The sequence below is a fragment of the Afipia massiliensis genome (assembly GCF_001006325.2).
In the GTDB taxonomy this organism is placed as follows: Bacteria; Pseudomonadota; Alphaproteobacteria; order Rhizobiales; family Xanthobacteraceae; genus Afipia; species Afipia massiliensis_A.
Genome location: NZ_LBIA02000001.1, coordinates 1,290,518 through 1,313,144, shown reverse-complemented (window position 1 = coordinate 1,313,144; position 22,627 = coordinate 1,290,518). Strand labels below are relative to the sequence as shown.

Sequence of the window (22,627 nt, the reverse complement as noted above, 5' to 3'; positions counted from 1 at the left end):
CACCGATCAGGGCTGGTTCGGATAGTTGTGATGGTGCGGTGCAGTCGAATGTTGCGCCGGGAAAATGCCGGCGGATTACCCGGACGTCGTGGCCGCTTTCGCCAGCGCCTCGATGCGCTTGCGGAATGATCGCGGCGATTCCGCAAACATCCGGCCGGACAACAACCGCGCGCGTTCGAGGTGAAACCGCCGCCGGCTTTCGATCGGCGGCGTCAGGCGCGAGCGCCAGTGAGCCAGCGGTTGGTTCGGTTGCGTCAACAGGTTGAGGGCGACGAGATCGTTGCTCTTGCCGAGTTGCATGCGCAGTTTCTGTACCTCATCGATGAAGGCGCGCCACACCTTCGGCCACAACGGCGCAATAAGATCCAGTTGGTAGCGAAATGCAACGATGGCCTTGCGGAACTCATGGATGGCCTCTGGATTCGTGTCGTCCCATTCGCGCGGAAGACGGCGGCGGGCGCGGCGGTAGGATCGAGCGAGCGCGGTCACGCTGTCTTCAAAGGAGATGCGTTCGAGCGGCCAACTCGCAAGGCAAGCCGACGCCCGCGCAAGGCCGTCGCGCAGGCGTTGATGAACCTCTGCGTTGAGCTGGGCGGCCTCGGAAGCCTCTCGCGTCTCTTGCAGCCGCCGGGTGATGGTGGCTTCGGTTCGTTGCGACATCGTGGGCGTCCCGGCATCCCGCTGTTTCGCGATATCGGCCAGCGCATCGAGAACGCTTTGTGCATCACGGCTGCGGCCGAACTCGCGGGCGAGGAGGCGCGCCTCGTGACGCAGAACCGTGGCCTCGTCGCCGATCGGACCTTGCAGCAGCCGCAACAAGGCCTGCCAGCGCTTCAGCGCGACGCGAAGATCATGAATGGCGGTGCTTGGTTCGCCGCCATGAAGCGGGTCTTGGAGTCGTTCGTGCGCGGCCCGGGCCGTGGCCAGAATGTTATCCCCGGTCTGCCGCAGCGAATGCGCAACCGGCGGAGCCTGAGGGTCGACCATCATCGACGTCTGTCCAGAGCCATTCGCGCAAGATTATGGTTTCTCGGCGCCGGTGGAAAGTCTCCCTCCAGGTGTACCGCGAAGTGGGATGCCGCTTTTGGCAAACGGACTAGGCTGGAACGATGGTCTTGCCGATCGGCCACAGCGCGATTCCGGCGAGCTTGAGATGCGCCCATGCGAAGGGGATGCCGACGATCGTGACGACGAGGATGACGGCGGTCACCACATGGCCGAGCGCCAGCCACCAGCCCGCCAGCACCAGCCAGATGATGTTGCCGATCAGGCCGAGAACTCCGGTGCCGACATCGGAGCGGCCGAGATGTTCATCGCGCGACACGGCTTTCTGGCCGAACGGAAACAGCGTGTAGGTCGCGATGTTGAACGCGGCCCTGGCCCACGGCAAGCCGATGATGGTGATGGCCATGATGACGGCGGCGACCACCCAGCCGAGCGCCATCCAGAAGCCGCCGAGCACGACCCACAAAATATTGAGCAGAAGAGAGACGGGGGACATCGGAACTCGCGCGAGATGAAATGCTTGATGCAGTCTAGCGCATGATCCGCGTGCAATGAACTGGATTCCCCCCGCTCGTCCCCGCGAAAGCGGGGACCCACGCTTTGCGTTAAAGCAGGGGTTTGAAGTGCTGGATTCCCGCTTTCGCGGGAATGAGCGGAGAATGTGGTTCAATTCGCTTGAGTATACTTTGGTGCCTTCCGGCAAAGACGTCGCAAAAGCCGATTTTCCGGTAGCCAATCCGGATGCGACGCCCATATAGAGTGGGACATCAAGGAGACATCAATGCCGAAACTCAATTTCGCGTCAGCCACGACGACTCTGGCAACGGTTGCCGTTGCGGCGCTCGCCATCACGCTTGGCTCCGCAGCGCCGGCCAGGGCCGATGCGCCGTTCTGCTCGGAAAACTACAGTCGCACCGGGCAGGGCCGGGTGTGCGCCTATTACACCTATGAGCAGTGCCGGGCGGCCACCAGCGGCGTCGGCGGTTCGTGCAGCGCGAACGCCTGGTATCAGCCCCGCGAGTATCGCGAGTATTATGAGCCCGCCCCGCGCCGGCATCGCCGGCACCGGCATCACGGCTGAGGCCGTTTCCGGTTCACGCGATTTTGCCGTCACACAATCCTCGGCGCGGTTTCCGCGCCGATATTTGTTTGCCACGCGCGTTGAACCCATATTGCCGGGCGGCCATATTTTTGGAACGCTGGCCCGGCAACACGCGCGCTGAGAGAACGGCAAGACAATGGTGATGAACGCGTCGGACAGTCAGAGCGCAGGCAGCGGCAGGGATGCGTTCTACAGCGCCATGCCGGTGTTTCGCGGCTTCGCCAATCTGATGGACCCATCGTTGTACCAGCCGGTGCCCGACGGATGGCTGATCGGCGTTGCCGATATCGTGCAATCGACCAAGGCGATTGCGGACAATCGCTACAAGGCCGTGAACATGGCGGGCGCATCGGTGATCGCGTCGGTGACCAATGCGCTGGACAACCGCGATTTCCCGTTTGCCTTTGGAGGCGATGGCGCGAGCTTCGCGGTGTCGCCGCAGGATGCCGAGCTGGCGCGCGAGGCGTTGGCGGCCACCGCGACCTGGGTGAAGGAGGATCTCGATCTCTCCTTGCGCGTGGCGCTGGTGCCGATCGAGGCGATCCGCGCACGGGGTCTCGACGTGCGGGTGGCGCGCTATGCGGCCTCGCCACATGTGTCCTACGCGATGTTTTCGGGCGGCGGGCTGGCGTGGGCGGAAGCTGCGATGAAGCGCGGCGAATTCACCGTGCCGATGGCGCCCTCCGGCGCGCATCCCGATCTCACCGGATTGTCGTGTCGTTTCTCGGAGATGCCGGCGGAGCGGGGTCTTATTCTGTCGATGCTGATCGTGCCAGCGTCTACGGACAGCGCGGCATTCCGCCGCCTGATCGAGGATGTCGTGACGCTGGTCGAGCGAAGTCCCGGTTCGGGCCGGCCGGTGCCTGTCGCCGGGCCGCCGCTGCGCTGGCCGGTGCCCGGCGCGCAGTACGAGGCGCTGGCGCAGCGCGGCGGGCCGCTGTTCGTCCGCCGCCTCAGCGTTCACGCCATGACGTTGTTCGCCTATGTGCTGTTTCGTTTCGGGATTCCGGTCGGCGGTTTCGTGCCGCAGGTTTACATGCAGCAGGTGGTGGAGAATTCGGACTTCCGGAAATATGACGATGGCCTGCGCATGGTGCTGGACTGCAAGCCAGAACTGGCCGACGCACTGGAAAACCGTCTTGCGGCGGCCGCCGCCGCCGGCACGGCGCGTTACGGCCTGCACCGTCAGGATGCGGCGATGATGACGTGCTTTACCCTGGCGGCATCCCGGCCCGACCACTTTCATTTCGTCGATGGCGCACGCGGCGGTTATGCGTCCGCCGCCACCGCGTTGAAGGCGACGTTGAACTAGTGTGGTGGTTCGCAAGTTCGACGATCATTGAAAAGCACGGCGGAAACCGGCACCATCGCGCCACTTCGCGGGCGCTACAGGCGGATTATGGGCAGGATTGATTCCAGGGATAAGCGCCGGCGTGGCCGGGCATCGCTTTGCGGTGTCGCGCTCGGCCTGTTTGCCGTCCTCGGTTGTCTTGGCCCGGCGCATGGCGGCGACGATGACGATGATGAGTCATCCAGCGCAGGCCCGAAGCAGCCGAACATCTATCTCGATTACAACACGGCCTATGCGATCGTGCCGCCCAATACGCTCGCGATCGGGTTCAGGAATTTTATCTCGCCGATCCCGGTGGGGTCGCAGAGCGTGATGCTGAACGCGCCGTTGACGGTGGATCTCACCGAGCGATTCTCGCTGTATGGCGGCATTAGCGCCATCACGTCGCGGTCCGATATCTCGCCATGGTCGTCGATGATCGTCGACAGCTGGAATATCGGGTTCAACGCCGACGTCATCCAGCAGGACAGTAAGACGGTGACGGTGATTTCGACTTTGACGCGGTCGATCAACAGCGCGCCGGGGCTGGGGTCGACATCGAACCAGACGGTCGTCGAACTCGATTACGGACTGAATGAAGATCAAACGAAGGGTTTGCTCGCGGGCACACGAGTGACCGCCGTTTGGGTGGATTCGGCGCTTGCGAAAGTCGAGCCGGCGTTCGTCGGATATCTCGGCGGCTATTATCAGTGGCCGAACAACTGGAAGCTGTCCGGTCGCTTCGGCATTCAGAACTTCGGCGGGGCCCAAATCTTCGGCGGTCTGATCAGGGCAAAGGCGTTTACCCAGCCGACCATGCGGATCGATCTTGAGCGGATGGACGACAATGACAACCGGCTGTTCGGGGCGACGGTCGAGGTGTCCTGGATGCCGGAGCCGCTTGTCCAGTTCACATTGCGGACGCCGCTCTATGCGGTGCGCAATTGAGCTTCGCGAACAGCGGCAACAGATGCGCTGACCCGGAACGTGTTCACTGATGCCTTCGCCTCCGACTTTAGGATAAAGCCGCCCCGTCAGATGGAACTTTCCCGATGCGCCGGCGTTTGGGCTGGTTGGCATGGGAAATACCGATGATTGCTGAGGACACCGCATTAAAGTCAGCGAACCGGTTCGATGCGTCCCTGACCCAGGACGGGCGCTACCGATTATTGATCGAAGCGGTAACCGATTACGCCATTTACATGCTCGATCCTGATGGGCGGGTGACGAGTTGGAATCCGGGCGCGCAACGTTTCAAGGGCTACACCGCCTCTGAAATCATCGGCCGTCATTTTTCCGAGTTCTATGTCGAGGAGGACCGCAAGTCCGGGCTTCCCGCCCGCGCGCTCGCGACCTCGGCGCGCGAAGGCAAGTTCGAGAGCGAGGGCTGGCGTATCCGCAAGGACGGCAGCCGGTTCTGGGCTCACGTGGTGATCGACCCGATCCGCTCGCCCGACGGGCAACTCGTCGGCTTCGCCAAGATTACGCGCGATCTCACCGAGCGCAGGGCGGCGGAACAACGTCTCAAGCAAAATGAAGAACAGTTCCGGCTGCTGGTGCAGGGCGTGACCGATTACGCGCTCTATATGCTCGACCCGCAGGGACGCGTGAACAGCTGGAATCTCGGCGCGGAGCGCATCAAGCAGTATCGCGCCGATGAGATCATCGGTCAGCATTTCTCAAAATTCTATACCGAGAACGACCGGCAGAAGGGCGACCCGCAGAACGCGCTGGACACCGCGCGCCGCGAGGGCCGCTTCGAAAAGGAAGGCTGGCGCGTGCGCAAGGACGGCACGCAGTTCTGGGCCAGTGTCATCATCGACGCGATCCGCGATGAGACCGGCGTTCTCATCGGCTTCGCCAAGATCACGCGCGACATCACCGAGCGCCGGGAGACACAAAAAGCTCTCGATCAGACGCGCGAAGCGCTAGCTCATTCACAAAAGATGGATGCGATCGGACAGTTGACCGGCGGCATCGCCCACGATTTCAACAATCTGCTGATGGTCATTCTCGGAAGCCTTGAGCTTGTCGGCAGACGGCTCCCCGACGACGAACGGATCGCAACGCTGATCTCCAACGCGACCCAGGCGGCACAGCGCGGCGCCGCGCTGACCCAGCGCATGCTGGCTTTCGCGCGCCGCCAGGATCTCGATCTCAGGCCTGTCGATGTGCCGGACCTCGTGGGAGGCATGACCGATCTGCTGCAGAGATCGCTCGGCCCGTCGGTGTCGATCGAAACGCATTTTCCGCCCAAGCTTAATTTTGTTCATGCCGACGCCAATCAGCTTGAAATGGCGTTGCTGAATCTCGCGGTGAATGCGCGCGATGCGATGCCCGGTGGCGGCAACATCGTGATCGCGGCGCGCGAGGAAACCGTCAAAGGCCGCTCGCAAGGCAGACTCAAAGCCGGGCGTTATGTCTGCCTTTCGGTGAAGGACACCGGCGAGGGCATGGATCGGGCGACGCTGAGACGCGCGATGGAGCCGTTCTTCACCACGAAGGGTGTCGGCCGCGGCACCGGACTGGGATTATCGATGGTTCACGGCATGACCGAACAGTCCGGCGGCCGCTTCGTTCTGAATAGCCAAAAGGGCGAAGGCACCACGGCGGAGATCTGGCTTCCTGTCGCCAAAGCGGCCAAAGCCGCGGAGAGAGAGCGTACCATCCGCGACGGCGCACCGCACACCCGCCCGCTGGTGGTGCTCGCCGTCGATGACGACGGTCTCGTGCTGATGAACACCACGGTGATGTTGCAGGACATGGGGCACACGGTGTTCGAGGCGACATCAGGCAACCAGGCGCTCGACATCCTGCGGCGCGAGCAGTCGGTCGATCTCGTGATTACCGACCACGCGATGCCGAAAATGACCGGCGTTCAACTCGCCGCTGCGATCAAGGCCGAGCGGCCCGGCCTTCCGATCATTCTAGCGACGGGCTACGCCGAACTGCCGGCGGGCGAGGACGCCGAGCTGCCGAAGCTCGGCAAGCCATTCGGCCAGCAGGAGTTGATGCAGGCCGTGGCCGCGGCGATGGTGAACTAGCCCCATTATCCAGGGCGATTTGATTCAAGACAATTTGCGATCCCGTCGTCGTTTGTGCGCCGCCGCGCCAGACGGATGCGGTGCTGCGCATCTGCAGGTGTGCCCGGCCTGTGCGGCTTGACGGCATTGGCGATGCGCCTAAGCTGACTTTGCTCAAGTGCCAAAGATTTACGTCTTGATCCCTGTCAGGAGAAAATCATGTCAGTTGCACGCGTCACCGAGCTTATTTCCGCATCCCCAAAAAGTTTTGAAGACGCCGTCCAGGTCGGCGTCAAGCGCGCCATCAAGACATTGAAGAATGTCGAAGGTGTGTGGGTCGCCAATCAGAAATGCGTCATCAAGAATGGCAAGATCGCGGAATACCGCGTCAACCTGAAGGTGACGTTCATCCTCAAGGACTAGCGATACCTCGGCCGGATCGCCGCTCCGAGACGTGTGCGGAGCGTTGATCCGTCAATGGCCGATCTGCAGGGTATCGTCGTCGTCCTCACCGGTGGCTTCGACAGGGTCGAACATCGCTCGCCAGGCCGGCAGCGATCGCGACGGATGCTGTGCGGCCATGAGTTGCCGGATCGCGATCCGGACGTTGGCGCGGGCCACACGGTCCTGCGCAGTGTGCTGCGAATCCGGCGACACGTCATTCGCGATGGCTGCCACGGTCCGTTTCTTGGCGGCGACGGCTTCGGCATGGCCATGCCTGTCGAGCAAATGCTGAAACGCATCGTGCCGCGTCACGTCGAAGGTTTGCGCCATGCCGCGCGCGTCCTTGGCCGGATGCGCCGGATAGAGATGCGCGCAGGGAATCCAGCCGTCCGGGACCGGTTCTGTCGCCGGATGGGTGCGGCGGCTCCTCAACAGTTTCGGAAGCACGTGGGTGTGCGGGCCTTCCGGGCTCTTCCCGGTGGGCGCGGGAATCGGCTGATACACCTCGACGCGTCCGGCGCGGCTGATGAAGACGCGGTGGGGATTGGCGGCCAGAATGATCGACATCGCCGGATTGTCCGGCTCGAACACGGGACGGTTCAGACAGGATCGCAGCCGGGCGATGACATCGGCGTCCCTGATCCGGACGCAAAGATCGGCTTGAAGCGCGTCGAGTCCGAGATCGAACAGCACGTCGTCGCGATCGTCCTCGCGCAGCGCGGCTGCATCATGGCTCAACTCGGTCAGCACCGTGCGACGGTTCATGGCGCAGGTATCCTGCGGCAGACACAGCGCGACGCGATGGCTCCAGTCCTTCCGGGTGATGCTCTCGGAGGCGAATGGGCGAAGATCGTCACGGAGCTTGATCGCAATGCCGCCCCGCGCCGTGACGGCTGACACCGAGCTGTCCGATGTCGTCAATGTCACCGGCTCATCGCGATCCCGGGAAAATTCCGCGATCCCGCCGAAGGTGCCGAGACTCCATTGGGTGTCCGGATTCGCGATCTGCTCCGTCAACAGGTCCACGATGTTGGCCATCTGCGCCATTGTTGCGGTGTCCGGATTCGATCGGCTCGCGATAGGTGCTGGCCACTATGCCATCCGGCGCCGCAAGAACAAGGGTGATGGCTGCATTGCGCTGCAGCCCTCGACAGGCCGCATCGGGCGGGCTTATCCTCACCGCATGAGTGGACACGATCACGACCATCATCACCACGGCCATCACCATCATCATGATGATCATTCCGAATTGTCGGACACGGAATTGCGCGTGCGCGCGCTGGAAACCGTGCTGACCGAAAAAGGCTATGTCGATCCTGCCGCACTCGATCTCTTGATAGAGACCTACGAGACCAAGGTGGGACCGCGCAACGGCGCGCGCGTGATCGCAAAGGCCTGGGCCGATCCGGCCTATCGCGCACGCCTGCTGGCCGACGCCACGCCGGCGATTGCCGAGCTCGGTTACGCCGGGCGGCAGGGCGAGCACATCGTCGCGGTCGAGAACACCGAACGCCAGCACAACATGGTCGTCTGCACATTGTGCTCCTGTTATCCGTGGTCGGTGCTCGGCCTGCCGCCGGTCTGGTACAAGGCCGCGCCGTACCGGTCGCGCGCGGTGATCGATCCGCGCGGCGTGCTGCGCGATTTCGGTTTCGAGCTTCCGTCCGACACGGATATCCGCGTCTGGGATTCCACCGCCGAAATTCGTTATCTGGTGGTGCCGCAGCGCCCCGCCGGCACCGAAGGCTGGAGCGAGGAGCAACTCGCCGACCTCGTCACCCGCGACAGCATGATCGGCACGGGCTTCGCCAGGTCGCCGACACAGGCCGCAACATGAACGGCGCGCATGACATGGGCGGCGTCGATGGTTTCGGCCCGGTAATCCCGGAGCCGAACGAGCCGGTGTTTCATGGCGAGTGGGAGCGGCGGGTTCTGGCGATGACGCTGGCGATGGCGCGGCCCGGCGGCTGGAACATCGACATGTCGCGCTTCGCCCGCGAGGATCGTTCGCCTGCGGACTATCTCAGCAAGACATATTACCAGATCTGGCTCGTCGGCCTGGAGCGGTTGATGCAGGAACGCGGTCTGGTCATGCCGGATGAAATCGAGGCCGGCCGCATGTTGCATCCGCCCAAGGCGGGTGTGGCTGTTCTGGCTTCCAAGGATGTTGATGCCATGTTGTGCCGGGGCGCGCCGACCGAGCGGGCCGCAACCTCAGCGCCGCTGTTCGCCATCGGCGACCGCGTGCGCGCGAGGAATATTCATCCGGCAGGTCACATCCGGTTGCCGCGCTATGTCCGGGGCCATGTCGGCGTGGTGGAATTGCTCCACGGCGCGCATGTCTTCGCCGACAGCAATGCGCGCGGCGCCGGCGAAAATCCGCAGCAGCTTTATACCGTGCGCTTCACGGGACCTGAACTGTGGGGCGAGCGCGCCGATCCGCGCACGGCGGTTTCGGTGGATGCCTGGGAATCCTATCTGGAGCGCGCCGAATGACCATCGACCAGCGCGCCGCGATGCAGGCCACGGCGAGCGTTCCCGGCATTCCGCGCGACGATGAGGGGCCGGTGTTTCGCGAGCCATGGGAAGCGCGCGCCTTCGCCATGGCGCTGGCGCTGCATGTGCGCGGCCTTTTCACATGGACGGAATGGGCGGATGCGCTGGCGCAGCAAATCAAGCTTGCGCAGGCCCAAGGCGACGCCGACACCGGCGAGACCTATTATCGGCACTGGCTCGCGACGCTCGAGAAACTGGTGGCGGCGAAGAACATCGCACCGGCAAGCGAGTTGCACCGCTATCGCGATGCCTGGGATCATGCCGCCGACCGCACGCCGCACGGCCAGCCGATCGAACTGACGCAAGGTGATTTCAAGAGCGGGTGAGGCCAGTCCGGCGCCTGATCAGAACCGGGATGGTTCTAGTCGGGGCAGCATGGTTTCGCGTCCCTGTCGCCGGCGCGTTGCGCCTGAATAGGCGGACATGGCAATGAGCCGTAGGAGCAAAACACGCAGCAGTCTCCAGCCTTCGGCTTCAGCCGCGTGCTGCAACCTTTGCAGTCGTAGAAAAACTGACACGCGTCGGTGGGCATCGTTTCCAGTGCGCGATGACCGCAGTCCGGGCATGTGATGGTCGATTCAAGCTGCATGGATTCATGTTACACGCTTCAGCACGGCCTGTTCGGCGCAGGGCTCACACATAAATGTGAGCCGAAGACAGCCAGCGCCCGACCGACATGGGCCGGCTGCCTTTTTGTCAACCCATCTCGTCGGTCAGGACGGATTGGTCGCCCGTTCGTGGCTACAGATGAAAACCGACATCGTCGCAGGGCGGCATGTAGGGTTTACGCATGGCCATCGTCGTCCGTCCGCCGACGTGTTAGGTTGGTCCGTTCTCAAACGGGAAGGGGAGGGAATTATGAAACTCAACAGCTTCTTGGTGCTCGCCACGATCGTGGCGGCGGTTTTCGGTCTCGGGTTACTGATCGGTCCATCGCAGATGGGGGCGTTTTACGGAGTAAGACACACGCCCGCCACTGAGGTGGTCGGCCGTATCGCCGGCTCGACGATCCTCGCGTTCGCCATCATTTTCTGGGGCGCCCGCAATGCTAACGGGACGGAAGCGTTGAAGGCCGCGATGGTGGCCGGCTTCGTCACCAACGGCCTCGACTGTCTGATCCTGCTGCACGCGACATGGACCGGCCTCTTGAACGCGTATGGTTGGGCTCAGGCCGCCATCAACGGCTTGCTCGCGCTTGGCTTTGCCAACTTCACGTTCGGCAAGCGCTGAGCGTCTGAGGCACGCAGGATTTGATCTTCATGAATCCGGCCCTTCGCGGGCGCAGGATCGAACCTGCTTGGCCCTCAAGGCAACACGCACAAGCTGCCTGTGCTCAAGCGCCGAATAGATTTATGTCTTGATCCTTGTCAGGAGAAAATCATGTCCGTTGCGCGTGTCACCGGGCTGATTGCCGCATCACCTAAGAGTTTTGAAGATGCCATCCAGGCCGGCGTCAAACGCGTTGTCAAGACATTGAAGAATGTCAAGGGGGTCTGGGTCGCCAACCAGAAGTGCGTCATCAAGAACGGAAAGATCACGAATACCGGATCAATCTGAAGGTGACGTTCATCCTCAAAGACTGAACGCGCGGCACTTGCGCCTACTCTAACCCATCTCGTCGTTCAGGAACGGATTGGTCATGCGCTCGTGGCCGAAATTCGAGCCGGGGCCGTGGCCGCAGATGAAGCCGATATCGTCGCCGAGCGGCAGCAGCTTGTCCTTGATGGAATTGATCAGCGTGGCGTGATCGCCGCCGGGCAGGTCGGTGCGTCCGACCGAGCCGCTGAACAGCACATCGCCGACGATCGCAAAGCGCATCCCGCCGTTGAAGAACACCACGCTGCCCGGCGAATGTCCGGGGCAGTGATAGACGTCGAACGCGAGTTCTCCGATCTTGACCGTGTCGCCTTCATTGAGCCAGCGATCGGGCGCGAAGTTGCGCACGCCGGTCATGCCGAAATTCGCACCGCTCGCAACGACGTTGTCGAGCAGATACTTGTCGGCGAGATGAGGTCCCTCGATCGGAACTTTCAGTTCGTCGCGCAGTTGCGCAGCGCCGCCGACATGATCGATGTGGCCATGGGTGATCCAGATCTGGTCGACGGTCACGTCGGCCTGCTTGATCGCGGCAAGAATATCCGGAACATCCCCGCCGGGATCGATCACCGTGGCGCGGCGGGTCGCTTCGCACCACAACAGCGTGCAGTTCTGCTGGAACGGCGATACCGGAACGATCAGGGCGCCGGCTTTGGCGGCGGTCTTCGATTCATCTGTCATGCCGGCCACAATGCTGATTTTTTGCGCCGCGCCAAGTGGATTCCGACGAATCCTGCTGATGAGAGGGTTGCGCGTCGCGGGTGCACCCGCTCTGCGGTCAGGCCACGCGCAGGTTCGGCTTGACGGTAGAGACCATGTCGAACGGTTCCGGCCGGCCGACGCCGTAACCTTGCGCGTAATCGACCCCGATCTCGCGCAACGCCTGGAGGATGGCGTCGTTTTCCACGAATTCGGCGATGGTCTGCTTGCCCATGACCTTGCCGATGCGGCAGATCATTTCGACCATGGCGCGGTCGATCGGATCGTCGAGCATGTCCTTGACGAAGCCGCCGTCGATCTTGAGGTAGTTCACCGGAAGATGTTTCAGGTAACCGAACGACGACATGCCGCTCCCGAAATCGTCCAGCGAGAACCGGCATCCCAGTTTCTGCAGCACGCCGATGAAACGGTTGGCGTTGTCGAGATTGGCGATCGCGCTGGTTTCGGTGATCTCGAAGCAGATCATCGCCGGCGGAATACTGAACAGCTCGAGCTGTTCGCGAACGTAGTCGACGAAGCCTTCGTCGCTGAAGGTCGCGCCTGACAGGTTGATCGCGCAGGTGGCGATGATTTCGGATGCGGCGAGCCGTGTGGAGATGATCTCGAAGGCGTGATGCACGACCCAGCGGTCGATCAGCGGCATCAGGCCGTAGCGCTCGGCGGCGGGGATGAAATCTCCCGGAGGAATCAGATTGCCGTCCTTGTCGCGCAGCCGCAGCAGGAGTTCGATATGCGCGCCGGCATGCCCAGTGTCGTGCAAGGCGGCGATATTCTGTGCGTAGAGACAGAAGCGCTCCTCATCCAGCGCGTCGTGAATGCGTTGCACCCACGCCATTTCACCGAAGCGGTGCAGCAATTCCGTGTCGCTCGGATTATGGATCTGGATCCGGTTGCGACCCTTCTCCTTGGCAAGGTAGCAGGCGAGGTCGGCCGTACGCAGGGTTTCGTCCTTGGTGGCGCGGCCGCGCATCTGCACGAGGCCGATGCTCGCCGTGATCGTGAACGACCGCCCGTTCCAGACGAAATTGAGATCCTGCACTGCCTGACGCAGCCGTTCAGCGACGATCGCGGCCCGCTCAAGGTCGCCGTTCTCCAGCAGGATCGCGAATTCGTCGCCGCCGAGCCGCGCCAGCAGGTCGTCGACCCGCAAATGCAGTTGCAGCGCCGTGGCGACCTCGCACAACAGCTTGTCGCCGGCGGCGTGGCCGCAGGTGTCGTTGATGATCTTGAACTGGTCGAGATCGAGGAACATCAGCGCATGCGGGCCCTGGCGGTCGCAGTCCTGCTGCAAGGCCTTCTCCAGCCGGTGCTCGAATTCGCGGCGGTTGGCCAGCTTGGTCAGGCTGTCGTGCGACGCCTGCCACGACAGGCGGGCGATATATTTCTTCTCGCTGGTCATGTCGTGCAGCACCAGCACCGCGCCGGCGACGGCGCCCTCCTTGTAGAGCGGCGTTCCGATCATGGAGATCGCGACCGACGTGGAATCCGGCCGTTGCAGCAATTGCGGACGCGCGGGGTGAGTGAGGTCGCCGCCCTCCAGAATCTGTTCGACCTGGCTTTCGCGCGGTTGTCCGGTCTCTTCGTCGAGAATTTTGAACAGCGAGGCGACCGGCAGCCCTCTTGCGGCCAGCGCGCGGCAGGCCACTAGTCGCTCGGCGGCCGGGTTCATGTATTCGACGTTGCCCTTTGCGTCGGTGCTGATGACTGCGTCGCCGATAGCCGCGAGGGTGATCTGCGCGCGTTCCTTCTCGGTGCGCAGCGCATGGATGAACCTGCGGCGCTGCGCCAGGAAATAGCGCGCCATCGTCAGCAGCAGACCCACCAGCAGCGCGGCAACGAGCAGATTGGCGATGGTCAGGACGACCTTGATCTGCCGCGATCCGTTACCGAGGCTGCGGGAGAATCCCCCGCCCGCAGGTATCAGCCGCGTGTTGAGCCGATCTATCTCGGATCGATAGTCGGTGCCTTGTTCCAGTGCCGAATGGCCGTTGGTGCTGTGGGCGCGAATTGTCGCCGCAAGCCGGGTCAAATCGGAAAGCATGAGGTCGGTTGCTTTCCAATGAGTGACTGCCTGCTTGAAATAGGGAAGTTCACCGAAATACCGAAACAGCCAGATCATCCCGTCGACATCGTCGGCATGATTCCCGCCCTGCAAAAAGCCTTCACGGGCGGCAGGGATGTCCGGGGGTGTTTGCTCCAGCGCGAGGCGCGCAGCGCGATCGCCCAGCGGGATCGCGACGGCGTTTTTGAAGTTGCGGTAGTATTCCTCTTTGCCGGTGTTGCTGTAGAGATGGAGAAAGCGAACAGCGTCCTTCTGGCCTTTCGACCACAGGCTTTCGGCGCCGACATAGGCGCGGACCGACGACAGGATGCTCAGGCTCATCCCTGCCAGAAAGGCTTGCAACAGGACAATGGCGATGAAGGGCGAGACCAGCCGCAGCAGACGCATTTTCGCGGATACAAAATTGAACTTCATCGGACGCCGTACGCCCCCCGCCTGCCGTTTGACTTGAATTCCCTGACTGTCATTCTCATTCCGGCGCAGGCGGCGCGGCTCTTGGGCCCCGTCCGTCATGCGCGAGTTCGAACACTGTCGGTAACCGATTAAGAACGCGCGAATGATGCCCCTTCCGGTTGCGGAACCCGGAAGTTGCGTGAATCGCGGGTAAACGGCTGGAAGCATTCTTTAATGACGCTGATCTGCGTCGGCCCCGGCGGGCGGCTGGCCATGCAGCCCAGTCAAATGAGGGCTTTCTGGCCAGCCGTTCGGCGTCGTAGCGTTCCCGCATCGTCTTTGGCGGAACGAGGTTACCGCCTGGTCTGGGCCTTCAGCGTGTCCTCCACCGCGCGGTCGAAGGACGAGGCCTTGGCGGGCGAGGCGATGCGCTTCTTGTCGGCGACGTAAGCGTCGCGCTTCTGCACGAGACCTGCGAGCTTTTCGTTCAGGGTTTTGCGCGCCTGCGTCTGCTTGTCGAGTTCGGCCTTGCGTTGCTCGGGCGAGAGTTTGCGCAAGCCGTCGGGAAGTTCTTCCTCCTTGACGCTGCCGAGCGTTGCGCGGCCGGAGGCGACCGCGCTAACCAGATCGCCGTCTCCGGTGACCGCTTCGGAGGAGACTTTCGAGCGCTTGTTGAGATAGCTCGCCATGTCGGAGGCCGACGCGGGTGCCGCCGCCGCAACCTGCGACAACTGCCGGGTTTTTTCCTCGACGCGTTTTTGGAGCTTCTGCGGTCCATAGGGAATCACGGTGCCGTTGATTTCCTTTTGCAGGATGATGATGTCGTCGTCGTAAGGCGTCTCGATCACCACGACCTCGCCGCCGTCCTGCGGAATCGGAATGAAGCGGCCGTCGCCGAGTTGCGCGATGTCCTGCCAGACGCGCTCGGTGTCGCGGGCGCGGCCGGCCAGCACCGCGTTGACCACGATGTCGCGCTGTTTCGCCACCGCGAGCGTCTTCGGATATTTCGTGTCCTGCGCGTAGTCCATGTGCGGCGGCGCGTCGCCGACCAGAAACACGATGCGCCGCGCGTCGCTGCCCTTGGTCCATTGCAGCTTGTTGACCGCGACATCGAGCGCCTCGTTGACGCTCTCCGGCCAGTCGCCGCCGCCGCGCGCTTTCAGCTCGAGCAGATTGGCGTAGATGTCCTGAATGTCGGTGGTGAGATCGAAGGTCCTGGTCACATACTCGTCGCCGATATCGCGATAGGCCACGAGGCCGATGCGGATGTCGGCGTCGGGATTGGCGTCGACGACACTGGTTGCGATCGACCAGATCTTTTGTTTGGCGCCTTCGAGCAGGCCGCCCATCGAGCCGGTGGTATCGAGAACGAATGCGACTTCGACGGTCGGCTTCGCAACGGCTTGCGAGAGTGTTGATGTGATCGGCAACGTGAGAACGGCAAGTGCGAATGCATAGCCGCCGAATTTGAATGCATTGGTGATGCGTGAATACATGTCCCCTCCAAGGGATGAAACCAGGTTCGCTCCCGGCGGAACCCATGGTTCCCATGCTTCGCGACGGCGCAGGGTCCGAATTGTGTCGGGCCGCGTACGCTTTTGGGGCTGAGAGGTGTTTGCTTTTCTGCTACCCTCGCTGGAATCATGCATTCACCGTTTCGCCATATCGAGCCGGGTTTGCCACCGGATCGCCGCCAGTCCGACACTGCGCTTGCGATTGCGCGCGGCACGTCCAGGCTTTTGAGATCGCTGGGCTTTTCCTGCGTCAGCGAATTGACCCTGCCGTCGGGGCGGCGCGCCGATCTGGTGGCGATGAACGCCCGCGGCGACATCTGGATTGTCGAGATCAAATCGTCGGTCGAGGATCTGCGCGCCGATCAAAAATGGCAGGACTACCGGATGCATTGCGACCGGCTGTTCTTCGCCTTCACGCAGGATATGCCCTGCGAACTGTTTCCGCCCGAGACCGGATTGATCGTCGCCGACGCCTACGGCGCGCACCTGCACTGCGACGCGCCCGAGCATCGGCTGCCGGCAGCGACGCGCAAATCGATGATGATCAGTTTTGGATTGCTGGCGGCGCAGCGTATCGGGCGCCTCGCCGATCCGCAGGATTATCCCGGAGTCGGCGCGTAACCGCTGCCTTTGTCGGCGCGCGTGAAATCCACGACGACGTTTTCCATCGGCTTCAGCGCACTCTCGAACATCGCGAACGCGATTTCCGCGCCATGCACCACGCCCGCTGTATCACTCTGCGCGGCGGGATGAGTTTCCAGCAGCGTCAGAAAGCTCGGCCAGAACCGCTTGCCGAAACCGTGGCGAAGATAGGCGGTGGCGTTCATCGCGTCCGAGTCGGGATGCTCCGCAAGGCGCGCCAGCATCACGCGCGCGCCCATGCGCGAGGCTTCAAGCACATAGACTGCGCCGAGCATTTCCGCCGCCGATCCGAATGCGGGCAAGGGCAGCGGATGACAGGTGATGTTTAATGTTGCGAGGTCGCGTTCGAGGGCTGGTGTGCGAATGCGCTGCGCCCAGTCCGGAATCAGGCTTTCGATTCCGTTGGCTTCGAGGGCTGCCTCGATCGGGAACAGCGCTTCGGCCTGACTGCGCAGGAAGCCCTCATAATAAAGAGGAATGGCGAGATCGAGTTTCGCCAGCGCAACGTCGAGGCGGCTGTGCGACATTCGCGTCGCTTCGCGGATCGTATCCCAGATTGCGGCGCCCATTACGGTTTCGCCTTAATGCTGCGCTAACTCATGTTACCACGATTTCGCGCGACGGTACGAACGGTTCAAGCAGGGTTGTCACGTAATTCCGGGTCACCTGAACGGGATAGGCTGATCGCCTGCGCACCGTAATGCGCGGCGCGCGCAGGGACGATCCCTGCGGCCAGTCGATGCGATAATCCTCGACCAGACCGAACTGTTTGGTGACTTCAAGCCGGGACGAGATTTCGATATGTCGCGCTTTTCGCATCTGCTCTCGGCGGCGTGGCCGCTCCCTTTCTGAATGGTCCTGCGTGGATAACGCAGGGCCGCTCACAAAAGTTCCGCCGAAGAGCCGTAGATCAGCGCGGCGCGCGCTTGGCCAGGATACGCTGCAAGGTCCGGCGATGCATGTTCAGGCGACGCGCGGTCTCCGAAACATTGCGATTGCACATCTCATAGATGCGCTGAATGTGTTCCCAGCGGACCCGGTCGGCCGACATCGGATTCTGTGGAAGCTGCGACTTGTCGGTGCCGCTTGCGAGCAGCGCCGCGACAACGTCGTCCGCGTCGGCGGGCTTCGAGAGATAATCGACCGCGCCCATCTTCACCGCGGTGACGGCAGTTGCGATGTTGCCGTAGCCGGTCAGCACAATGGCGCGGGCATCCGGCCGCTGGCGCTTCAGCGCCGACACCACGTCGAGGCCGTTGCCGTCGCCGAGCCGCAGATCGACCACCGCGAAGGCCGGAGGAGTCTGATCGATGTGATGAAGTCCGTCGGACACATTGTCGCAGGCGGTCACCGCGAAGCCCCGGGTCTCCATGGCGCGCGCCAGCCGTTCGAGAAACGCCTTGTCATCCTCAACGATCAGCAGAGAACGATCGGCAATCTCGGTCAAATCGGCAGTTGCGGTCACGGTGATGCGCCTCCTGATGTGGTCCTATAGATATGGCGTTTCAATCGGGCGATGCCAAGGCCGGGAAATGCATCTGCCGTCCTAATCTGCTGTCCTACAAAGGCACCCGGCCGTACTGGCCCTCAAAGCAATGCCGGTGACGGGACTTCCGAGGTCTCGAAACTGCTGCGTGGCCAGACAATCGTGACAATCGCGCCGTGGTCGGGGAATGTGCGGTTGGTGAACGACACCCGTGCGCCGGTTCGCTCCAGCAAGGTGCGCGCGATGAAAACGCCGAGGCCGAGACCGCCGCCCTGGGCGTCGCCGGTGCGCCGCCGCGTCAGATAGGGTTCGCCAATCCGCTTGAGAATGTCCGGCGCGATTCCGGGTCCGTCGTCGGAGATGACGATCTCAACCGTGCTCGCATCCCACCACGCATTCACCTCGACACGCTCGCGCGCGAAATCGACCGCGTTCTCCAGAATGTTGCCGACGCCGTAGAGGATCGCCGGATTGCGCATGCCGACCGGCTCGGGATCCTGGGCCAGCGCGATACGCACCTTGATGGCGATGCCGAAATCGCGATGCGGCGCGACCGTCTCTTCGATCAGCGTCGAGAGCGGCATCCGGTCGAACGGTGCGCCGTGTGACGAGAGCTGCGTGATCTTTGCAAGAATTTCACGGCAGCGCTGTGCCTGCTCGCGCAACGTCCTCAGATCGCCGCGCGCATGTTCGTCGAGGCCGTTTTTTTGAACGGCCTGCTCGAGTTCGCGTGAAATCAGAAAGATGGTGGACAGCGGTGTTCCGAGCTCATGCGCGGCGGCGGCGGCGAGGCCGTCGATCTGGGTCAGATGCTGTTCGCGCGTCAGCACAAGCTCGGTGGCGGCCAGCGCGTCGGAAAGCTTGCGCGCCTCTTCGGTGACCTGAAACGCGTAGAGGCTGGTGACGCCGATCGCCAGCACGATCGAAAGCCAGACCGCGACCATGTAGGTCGGCGGCAGCACCAGCGGCTCGTCGCCATTCCACGGCAGCGGCAGGTGATAAAATCCAAGGGCCGTGGCGCAGGCTGCTGCGAAGATTCCGAGTGCGATCGTGATCCGGGTCGGCAGCGCCGTTGCCGAGATCAGCACCGGCGCAAGGAAAAGAAATGAAAATGGATTCTGCAGGCCGCCGGTCAGGAACAGCAGGGCGGCGAGTTCCGCGATGTTGATGGTGAGCAGCGCGGCGGCGTAGCGCGGCGCCAAGCGGTGGACCGGGTTGAACCGGACCTGCAGCACCAGATTGAGGAGCGACGACAGCCCGATGATGATCACGCAGGGAATCACCGGGACTTCGAAATCGAGCCCCTCGGAGACGATGAAGATCGTCGCTAACTGCCCGAGCGCGGCAAGCCAGCGCAGCCTCAGGATGGTGTCGAGGCGCACATAACGGGTGGGGTGGCGGAAATCGGACCTGAGATCGCTCATGAGCTAGTCTTAGCGTCCGGCCACGCCGATCACAAACGGCGTCCACATCGGACCATTGCAAATCCGGCCCTTGCAGACAGAGCGCGGTTGGCTCATTGAACGCCTGTCATGACTGCTCCGCTTCAAGCCAACGTCACGCCGCAGTCCGGTCCGGCATTGTCTGACGCCGCGATCCGGCTCGACCGGCTGGTGAAGGTCTACAAGACCACGCGTGCTGTGGACGATATCTCGTTCACGATTCCGCGCGGTTCGGTGACGGGGTTGCTCGGCGGCAATGGCGCCGGCAAGACCACGACCATCTCCATGATCATGGGGCTGGTGTCGCCGACCTCGGGCCATGTCAGCGTGCTCGGGTGCGCGATGCCCGAACAAAGCGCCGAGGTGCTCGGCCGGATGAATTTCGAAAGTCCCTACGTGGACATGCCGGGCCGGCTCACCGTGCGGCAGAATCTCAATGTGTTCGGCCGGCTCTATGGCGTGACGAACCTGAAGGAGCGGATCGTTTCGCTCGCCGCCGATCTCGATCTGAACGAATTCCTCGACCGTCCCAGCGGCAAGCTGTCGGCGGGCCAGAAAACGCGGGTCGCGTTGGCAAAGGCCCTGATCAACGAACCGGAGCTGCTGCTGCTGGACGAGCCGACCGCGTCGCTCGATCCGGACACCGCGGACTGGATCCGCAGTCATCTGGAAACCTATCGCAAGGAACGCGGAGCGACGATCCTGCTGGCGTCGCACAACATGCTGGAAGTCGAACGGCTGTGCGACCGCGTCATCATCATGAAGCGCGGGCGCATCGAGGACGATGACAGTCCGGCCGCGATTCTCGCGCGCTACAACCGCGCCACGCTGGAAGAAGTGTTCCTCGATGTGGCGCGCGGCCGCGTGCAGCAGGCCGCATCATGAGCGGCGTCGAGCTTCGCCACGGCAATCCGAATGCCATCGCGCTGCACCGCATCGGCGCGATGATTCTGCGCCACTGGTATCTGCTCACGTCGTCGTGGCCGCGGCTGCTGGAGCTGATCTACTGGCCGGTGCTGCAATTGATCACATGGGGCTTTTCGCAGGCCTATATCTCGCAGAACGCGGGCTTCTTCGCCAAGGCCGGCGGCACCTTCATCGGCGCAGTCATCCTGTGGGACATCCTGTTCCGCGGACAGCTCGGCTTCTCGATGTCGTTTCTTGAGGAAATGTGGTCGAAGAATCTCGGCAACCTGCTGATGAGCCCGCTCAAGGTCAGCGAATACCTGATCTCGCTGATGGTGATGAGCGTGGTGCGGCTGGCCGTCGGCGTCATTCCGATGACGATACTCGCCATCGCTTTCTTCGGTTTCAACCTGTTCGGGTTCGGCTTCGCGCTGGTGGCGTTCTTCTGCAACCTGATCTTCACCAGCTGGTCGTTCGGGCTGATCTCGTCGGGGCTGGTGCTTCGCAACGGCATGGGCGCGGAAGGGCTGGCGTGGACTCTGATGTTCGCACTGCTGCCGCTGACCTGCGTCTATTACCCGGTCTCGGTGTTGCCAGAGTGGCTGCAGGTGGTGGCGTGGATGCTGCCGCCAACCTATGTCTTTGAAGGCATGCGGGCCTTGCTGATCGACCAGGTGTTCCGCGCCGACCTGATGATTCAGGCGCTGGCGATCAATGCGGCTCTGTTTGCCGCCTCGACCGTGGCCTTCTTGCTGCTGTTGAAGAGCGCCAGAAAGCACGGATCGCTGGTCCAGAGCGGAGAGTAGCCCTGTGGAAAGCGCGCTGTTCCTTTAATTAACCGCCTGTCCGGTAGATGTCGGATTGACGCTTTGCCGCAGTCCCGACAGTATGCTGCGTTGCAAACCGGGATCGAGGACTAACCATGCCGATAGGCGAATTTGGCAGGCCGCCAGAGCTGCCGTCCGAGGTCAGCCCAGCGCTGACCACGCCGATGTACTGGATGTACGAAATGGGCCAGGCCTCGCTCAATCCGGCGCGTGCGGTGGCGGACATGACGAAGCTGTGGTTCGAGAATCCCTTCAATCCGCTTGCCAGCACCGAATTTGGAAAATCGATCGCGGCCGGCTGCGAACTGTTCGAGCGCACCACGCGCCGCTACGGCAAGCCGGAATGGGGTCTGCATGACACCGAAGTCAACGGCATGCGGGTTCCCGTCGAGATCAAGACTGTCTGGGAAAAGCCGTTCTGCCGCCTGCTGCATTTCGAGCGCAAGCTCACCCAGCCGCTGCGCTCGCCGCATCCGCGCGTGCTCATCGTCGCGCCGATGTCGGGACACTACGCGACGCTGCTGCGCGGCACCGTCGAAGCTTTCCTGCCGGCGCATGACGTCTACATCACCGATTGGGCCGATGCCCGCATGGTGCCGGTGGCGCAGGGACGTTTCGATCTTGACGACTATGTCGATTACGTCATCGAGATGATCCACGCGCTCAAGGGCGACGTGCATGTTGTGGCTGTGTGCCAGCCGTCCGTGCCGGTGCTGGCTGCGGTGTCGATTATGGAAGCCGACAAGGATCCTTACTTCCCGACCTCGATGACCCTGATGGGCGGCCCGATCGACACGCGGCGCAATCCGACCGGCGTGAACGATCTCGCTGAGCAAAAAGGGATCGAATGGTTCCGCAACAACGTCATCACCAAGGTGCCGTTCCCGCATCCGGGATTCATGCGCGACGTCTATCCGGGCTTCCTTCAGCTCACCGGCTTCATGAGCATGAACCTCGACCGCCATGTCGATGCGCACAAGAACCTGTTCAGCAACCTCGTCAAAGGTGACGGCGATCTCGTCGACAAGCATGTGGAGTTCTACGACGAGTACCTGGCGGTGATGGACCTCACCGCCGAGTTCTATCTGCAGACCGTCGATCTGGTGTTCGTGAAGCACGCTTTGCCGAAGGGCGAGATGAAGCATCGCGGCAAGCTGGTCGATCCGTCGAAGATCGAGCGCGTTGCGCTGATGACGGTCGAAGGTGAGAACGACGATATTTCGGGTTTGGGTCAGACCGAAGCCACGCACGGACTGTGCAGTTCGATTCTGGACGCGCGGCGAGTGCATTATGTGCAGAAGGGCGTCGGCCATTACGGCGTGTTCAACGGCTCCCGCTTCAGGTCGGAAATCGTCCCTCGAATCTCCGATTTCATGCAGTCGTCGGCCCATACCAAGCGGGCTCTGGCAGCTGCGGAATAGGCGGTTTTCGGGCATTTAAAGCGAAAAAGCCCGGTTTTAGGGGGATTCTGGGGCTTCGCGCCCCCGAGTCTCCCGCGAGTGTTCTAAGTCACTGAATTCACAATCAGTTTTGTCTTCTGCAATTGCGGCGGAGGAGTGAATTCCGGCGGCACTTTCGC

The 22,627-nt window shown here is 62.4% G+C and carries 25 protein-coding genes; 14 read left to right on the top strand and 11 right to left on the bottom strand.

Features of this window, described 5'->3' with window-relative positions; translation table 11 throughout:
• Positions 1-75: 75 nt before the first annotated feature.
• Together YH63_RS06200 and YH63_RS06195 are read right to left on the bottom strand one after the other, a co-directional pair.
• Positions 76-990, bottom strand: coding sequence for a CHAD domain-containing protein (locus YH63_RS06200; RefSeq protein ID WP_046828357.1), 915 nt, complete (start codon positions 988-990; stop codon positions 76-78).
• 106 nt (positions 991-1,096) lie between these two features.
• Positions 1,097-1,501 carry a YccF domain-containing protein gene (locus tag YH63_RS06195; protein WP_046828358.1) on the bottom strand — a complete coding sequence of 135 codons (405 nt, stop codon included), beginning with the start codon at positions 1,499-1,501 and terminating at the stop codon, positions 1,097-1,099.
• A 285-nt stretch (positions 1,502-1,786) separates the two neighbouring features.
• Here YH63_RS06195 and YH63_RS06190 point away from each other — a divergent pair, with 285 nt between their 5' ends.
• From YH63_RS06190 to YH63_RS06170, 5 genes are all read left to right on the top strand, one after another.
• Positions 1,787-2,086: a DUF3551 domain-containing protein gene (locus tag YH63_RS06190; protein WP_046828359.1), complete on the top strand. Its 300-nt coding sequence runs from the start codon at positions 1,787-1,789 to the stop codon at positions 2,084-2,086.
• A 163-nt stretch (positions 2,087-2,249) separates the two neighbouring features.
• Positions 2,250-3,419 (top strand): DUF3095 domain-containing protein, encoded by a 1,170-nt coding sequence (locus YH63_RS06185; protein WP_046829718.1) that lies wholly within the window; start codon positions 2,250-2,252, stop codon positions 3,417-3,419.
• An 87-nt stretch (positions 3,420-3,506) separates the two neighbouring features.
• Positions 3,507-4,385, top strand: coding sequence for a hypothetical protein (locus tag YH63_RS06180; RefSeq protein WP_046829719.1), 879 nt, complete (start codon positions 3,507-3,509; stop codon positions 4,383-4,385).
• A gap of 143 nt (positions 4,386-4,528) precedes the next feature.
• Positions 4,529-6,481, top strand: coding sequence for a hybrid sensor histidine kinase/response regulator (locus YH63_RS06175; RefSeq protein WP_046828360.1), 1,953 nt, complete (start codon positions 4,529-4,531; stop codon positions 6,479-6,481).
• Between the two features lie 198 nt (positions 6,482-6,679).
• Positions 6,680-6,883, top strand: a complete 204-nt coding sequence (locus YH63_RS06170; RefSeq protein ID WP_019198914.1) for a dodecin family protein — start codon at positions 6,680-6,682, stop codon at positions 6,881-6,883.
• A gap of 51 nt (positions 6,884-6,934) precedes the next feature.
• On the opposite strand, the gene YH63_RS06165 is transcribed toward YH63_RS06170, so the two are convergent.
• Positions 6,935-7,951 (bottom strand): DUF6925 family protein, encoded by a 1,017-nt coding sequence (locus tag YH63_RS06165; RefSeq protein WP_046828361.1) that lies wholly within the window; start codon positions 7,949-7,951, stop codon positions 6,935-6,937.
• A 136-nt stretch (positions 7,952-8,087) separates the two neighbouring features.
• Between YH63_RS06165 and nthA the strand changes: the two genes are divergently transcribed.
• Genes nthA through YH63_RS06150 form a run of 3 tightly spaced genes read left to right on the top strand, consistent with a single transcriptional unit; the run spans position 8,088 to position 9,786 of the window.
• Positions 8,088-8,741, top strand: a complete 654-nt coding sequence (nthA, locus tag YH63_RS06160; RefSeq protein WP_046829720.1) for a nitrile hydratase subunit alpha — start codon at positions 8,088-8,090, stop codon at positions 8,739-8,741.
• Complete coding sequence (gene nthB / locus YH63_RS06155) at positions 8,738-9,400, top strand: nitrile hydratase subunit beta (protein WP_046828362.1); 663 nt, start codon at positions 8,738-8,740, stop codon at positions 9,398-9,400. Before nthA ends, nthB begins: the two co-directional genes overlap by 4 nt.
• Entirely contained in the window at positions 9,397-9,786 is a 390-nt protein-coding gene (locus YH63_RS06150; protein WP_046828363.1) for a nitrile hydratase accessory protein, read from the top strand. Before nthB ends, YH63_RS06150 begins: the two co-directional genes overlap by 4 nt.
• A gap of 35 nt (positions 9,787-9,821) precedes the next feature.
• On the opposite strand, the gene YH63_RS21795 is transcribed toward YH63_RS06150, so the two are convergent.
• Complete coding sequence (locus YH63_RS21795) at positions 9,822-10,049, bottom strand: GDCCVxC domain-containing (seleno)protein (protein WP_083992621.1); 228 nt, start codon at positions 10,047-10,049, stop codon at positions 9,822-9,824.
• Positions 10,050-10,207: 158 nt separating this feature from the next.
• Between YH63_RS21795 and YH63_RS06140 the strand changes: the two genes are divergently transcribed.
• Together YH63_RS06140 and YH63_RS06135 are read left to right on the top strand one after the other, a co-directional pair.
• Positions 10,208-10,690: a hypothetical protein gene (locus YH63_RS06140; protein WP_137325131.1), complete on the top strand. Its 483-nt coding sequence runs from the start codon at positions 10,208-10,210 to the stop codon at positions 10,688-10,690.
• A gap of 150 nt (positions 10,691-10,840) precedes the next feature.
• A complete protein-coding gene (locus tag YH63_RS06135; protein WP_349642964.1) occupies positions 10,841-11,017 on the top strand; it encodes a dodecin family protein in 177 nt (58 codons plus the stop codon).
• Between the two features lie 48 nt (positions 11,018-11,065).
• Here YH63_RS06135 and YH63_RS06130 read toward each other — a convergent pair whose 3' ends face one another.
• The 3 genes from YH63_RS06130 to YH63_RS06120 form a co-directional block, all read right to left on the bottom strand.
• Positions 11,066-11,737, bottom strand: coding sequence for an MBL fold metallo-hydrolase (locus YH63_RS06130; protein ID WP_046828365.1), 672 nt, complete (start codon positions 11,735-11,737; stop codon positions 11,066-11,068).
• A gap of 97 nt (positions 11,738-11,834) precedes the next feature.
• Positions 11,835-14,252 (bottom strand): EAL domain-containing protein, encoded by a 2,418-nt coding sequence (locus YH63_RS06125; protein WP_046828366.1) that lies wholly within the window; start codon positions 14,250-14,252, stop codon positions 11,835-11,837.
• Between the two features lie 332 nt (positions 14,253-14,584).
• Entirely contained in the window at positions 14,585-15,727 is a 1,143-nt protein-coding gene (locus tag YH63_RS06120) for a vWA domain-containing protein (RefSeq protein WP_046828367.1), read from the bottom strand.
• A 147-nt stretch (positions 15,728-15,874) separates the two neighbouring features.
• Here YH63_RS06120 and YH63_RS06115 point away from each other — a divergent pair, with 147 nt between their 5' ends.
• The gene (locus tag YH63_RS06115) at positions 15,875-16,366 is read left to right on the top strand and encodes an MmcB family DNA repair protein (protein WP_046828368.1); all 492 of its coding nucleotides are present in this window, start codon (positions 15,875-15,877) and stop codon (positions 16,364-16,366) included.
• On the opposite strand, the gene YH63_RS06110 is transcribed toward YH63_RS06115, so the two are convergent.
• From YH63_RS06110 to YH63_RS06095, 4 genes are all read right to left on the bottom strand, one after another.
• Positions 16,345-16,956, bottom strand: coding sequence for a biliverdin-producing heme oxygenase (locus YH63_RS06110; protein ID WP_046828369.1), 612 nt, complete (start codon positions 16,954-16,956; stop codon positions 16,345-16,347). The two genes, YH63_RS06115 and YH63_RS06110, sit on opposite strands and share 22 nt — an antisense overlap.
• Before the next feature lie 28 nt (positions 16,957-16,984).
• Positions 16,985-17,206: a hypothetical protein gene (locus YH63_RS06105; RefSeq protein ID WP_046828370.1), complete on the bottom strand. Its 222-nt coding sequence runs from the start codon at positions 17,204-17,206 to the stop codon at positions 16,985-16,987.
• Between the two features lie 91 nt (positions 17,207-17,297).
• Entirely contained in the window at positions 17,298-17,852 is a 555-nt protein-coding gene (locus YH63_RS06100; RefSeq protein WP_046828371.1) for an ActR/PrrA/RegA family redox response regulator transcription factor, read from the bottom strand.
• A gap of 122 nt (positions 17,853-17,974) precedes the next feature.
• Positions 17,975-19,297 carry an ActS/PrrB/RegB family redox-sensitive histidine kinase gene (locus tag YH63_RS06095; RefSeq protein WP_046828372.1) on the bottom strand — a complete coding sequence of 441 codons (1,323 nt, stop codon included), beginning with the start codon at positions 19,295-19,297 and terminating at the stop codon, positions 17,975-17,977.
• A gap of 108 nt (positions 19,298-19,405) precedes the next feature.
• Between YH63_RS06095 and YH63_RS06090 the strand changes: the two genes are divergently transcribed.
• The 3 genes from YH63_RS06090 to YH63_RS06080 all read left to right on the top strand — a co-directional run bounded on the left by YH63_RS06090 (position 19,406) and on the right by YH63_RS06080 (position 22,469).
• Entirely contained in the window at positions 19,406-20,200 is a 795-nt protein-coding gene (locus tag YH63_RS06090) for an ABC transporter ATP-binding protein (protein WP_046828373.1), read from the top strand.
• On the top strand, positions 20,197-21,027 hold the full coding sequence (locus tag YH63_RS06085; RefSeq protein ID WP_046828374.1) for an ABC transporter permease: 831 nt from the start codon (positions 20,197-20,199) through the stop codon (positions 21,025-21,027). The genes YH63_RS06090 and YH63_RS06085 overlap by 4 nt, the downstream gene beginning before the upstream one ends.
• Before the next feature lie 116 nt (positions 21,028-21,143).
• On the top strand, positions 21,144-22,469 hold the full coding sequence (locus tag YH63_RS06080) for a polyhydroxyalkanoate depolymerase (protein WP_046828375.1): 1,326 nt from the start codon (positions 21,144-21,146) through the stop codon (positions 22,467-22,469).
• Positions 22,470-22,627 lie beyond the last annotated feature (158 nt).

What these genes read in the sequence shown, in the direction of transcription:
- YH63_RS06085 (WP_046828374.1), top strand. Translation starts at nt 20,197, where the DNA reads ATGAGCGGCGTCGAGCTTCGCCACGGCAATCCGAATGCCATCGCGCTG.
- YH63_RS06110 (WP_046828369.1), bottom strand. Translation starts at nt 16,956, where the DNA reads ATGGGCGCCGCAATCTGGGATACGATCCGCGAAGCGACGCGAATGTCG.
- YH63_RS06180 (WP_046829719.1), top strand. Translation starts at nt 3,507, where the DNA reads ATGGGCAGGATTGATTCCAGGGATAAGCGCCGGCGTGGCCGGGCATCG.
- YH63_RS06185 (WP_046829718.1), top strand. Translation starts at nt 2,250, where the DNA reads ATGAACGCGTCGGACAGTCAGAGCGCAGGCAGCGGCAGGGATGCGTTC.
- YH63_RS06135 (WP_349642964.1), top strand. Translation starts at nt 10,841, where the DNA reads ATGTCCGTTGCGCGTGTCACCGGGCTGATTGCCGCATCACCTAAGAGT.
- YH63_RS06115 (WP_046828368.1), top strand. Translation starts at nt 15,875, where the DNA reads ATGCATTCACCGTTTCGCCATATCGAGCCGGGTTTGCCACCGGATCGC.
- YH63_RS06170 (WP_019198914.1), top strand. Translation starts at nt 6,680, where the DNA reads ATGTCAGTTGCACGCGTCACCGAGCTTATTTCCGCATCCCCAAAAAGT.
- YH63_RS06105 (WP_046828370.1), bottom strand. Translation starts at nt 17,206, where the DNA reads ATGCGAAAAGCGCGACATATCGAAATCTCGTCCCGGCTTGAAGTCACC.
- YH63_RS06120 (WP_046828367.1), bottom strand. Translation starts at nt 15,727, where the DNA reads ATGTATTCACGCATCACCAATGCATTCAAATTCGGCGGCTATGCATTC.
- YH63_RS21795 (WP_083992621.1), bottom strand. Translation starts at nt 10,049, where the DNA reads ATGCAGCTTGAATCGACCATCACATGCCCGGACTGCGGTCATCGCGCA.
- YH63_RS06165 (WP_046828361.1), bottom strand. Translation starts at nt 7,951, where the DNA reads ATGGCGCAGATGGCCAACATCGTGGACCTGTTGACGGAGCAGATCGCG.
- YH63_RS06190 (WP_046828359.1), top strand. Translation starts at nt 1,787, where the DNA reads ATGCCGAAACTCAATTTCGCGTCAGCCACGACGACTCTGGCAACGGTT.
- YH63_RS06080 (WP_046828375.1), top strand. Translation starts at nt 21,144, where the DNA reads ATGCCGATAGGCGAATTTGGCAGGCCGCCAGAGCTGCCGTCCGAGGTC.
- YH63_RS06200 (WP_046828357.1), bottom strand. Translation starts at nt 990, where the DNA reads ATGATGGTCGACCCTCAGGCTCCGCCGGTTGCGCATTCGCTGCGGCAG.
- nthA (WP_046829720.1), top strand. Translation starts at nt 8,088, where the DNA reads ATGAGTGGACACGATCACGACCATCATCACCACGGCCATCACCATCAT.
- YH63_RS06095 (WP_046828372.1), bottom strand. Translation starts at nt 19,297, where the DNA reads ATGAGCGATCTCAGGTCCGATTTCCGCCACCCCACCCGTTATGTGCGC.
- YH63_RS06090 (WP_046828373.1), top strand. Translation starts at nt 19,406, where the DNA reads ATGACTGCTCCGCTTCAAGCCAACGTCACGCCGCAGTCCGGTCCGGCA.
- YH63_RS06195 (WP_046828358.1), bottom strand. Translation starts at nt 1,501, where the DNA reads ATGTCCCCCGTCTCTCTTCTGCTCAATATTTTGTGGGTCGTGCTCGGC.
- YH63_RS06130 (WP_046828365.1), bottom strand. Translation starts at nt 11,737, where the DNA reads ATGACAGATGAATCGAAGACCGCCGCCAAAGCCGGCGCCCTGATCGTT.
- nthB (WP_046828362.1), top strand. Translation starts at nt 8,738, where the DNA reads ATGAACGGCGCGCATGACATGGGCGGCGTCGATGGTTTCGGCCCGGTA.
- YH63_RS06125 (WP_046828366.1), bottom strand. Translation starts at nt 14,252, where the DNA reads ATGAAGTTCAATTTTGTATCCGCGAAAATGCGTCTGCTGCGGCTGGTC.
- YH63_RS06175 (WP_046828360.1), top strand. Translation starts at nt 4,529, where the DNA reads ATGATTGCTGAGGACACCGCATTAAAGTCAGCGAACCGGTTCGATGCG.
- YH63_RS06140 (WP_137325131.1), top strand. Translation starts at nt 10,208, where the DNA reads ATGAAAACCGACATCGTCGCAGGGCGGCATGTAGGGTTTACGCATGGC.
- YH63_RS06150 (WP_046828363.1), top strand. Translation starts at nt 9,397, where the DNA reads ATGACCATCGACCAGCGCGCCGCGATGCAGGCCACGGCGAGCGTTCCC.